The following is a 479-nucleotide window of genomic DNA, read 5'->3' on the forward strand; positions in this document are numbered from 1 at the left end:
AGTCTGACGCATGCTACCGGTTCCCGCGAATTTCATCGAGGGCGTTCAGTGCGCGGCGCTCTCGGGCGAGGATGTCCTCGGCCGATTTGGTCCAGGTGAGGGGCTTAGGCTTGGCGTTGTGCTGCAGGAGGTAGTCGTAGATGGCGGCCTCGAGGTCGTCGACGCTGGTGTAACTGCCGCGCCGAATGCGCCGTGACGTGATCTCGGCGAAGAACCGTTCGACGAGGTTCAGCCATGACGCGCTGGTCGGCGTGAAATGCAGGTGGAAGCGCGGGTGCTTGTCCAGCCACGCCGTCACCTCGGGCGTCTTGTGGGTGGCGTAGTTGTCGAGCACCAGGTGCACCTCGCGCGACTTCGGCACATGCCGGTCGATGCGGCGCAGGAACTTCAGGAATTCCTTGGCGCGGTGGCGCGGCATGCAGTCGCCGATGACCTGGCCGGATTTGACGTCGAGCGCAGCGAACAGCGTGGTCGTGCCA

Annotated in this window: 1 protein-coding gene; it reads right to left on the reverse strand. The window is 64.5% G+C overall.

From position 1 onward, the window contains the following. Positions 1-13 precede the first annotated feature (13 nt). Positions 14-479, reverse strand: a 466-nt coding sequence (locus tag ACH107_RS33500) for an IS630 family transposase (RefSeq protein WP_412509885.1), incomplete at its 5' end; no start/stop codon positions are given.

This window comes from Roseovarius halophilus (ex Wu et al. 2025) (assembly GCF_047086965.1).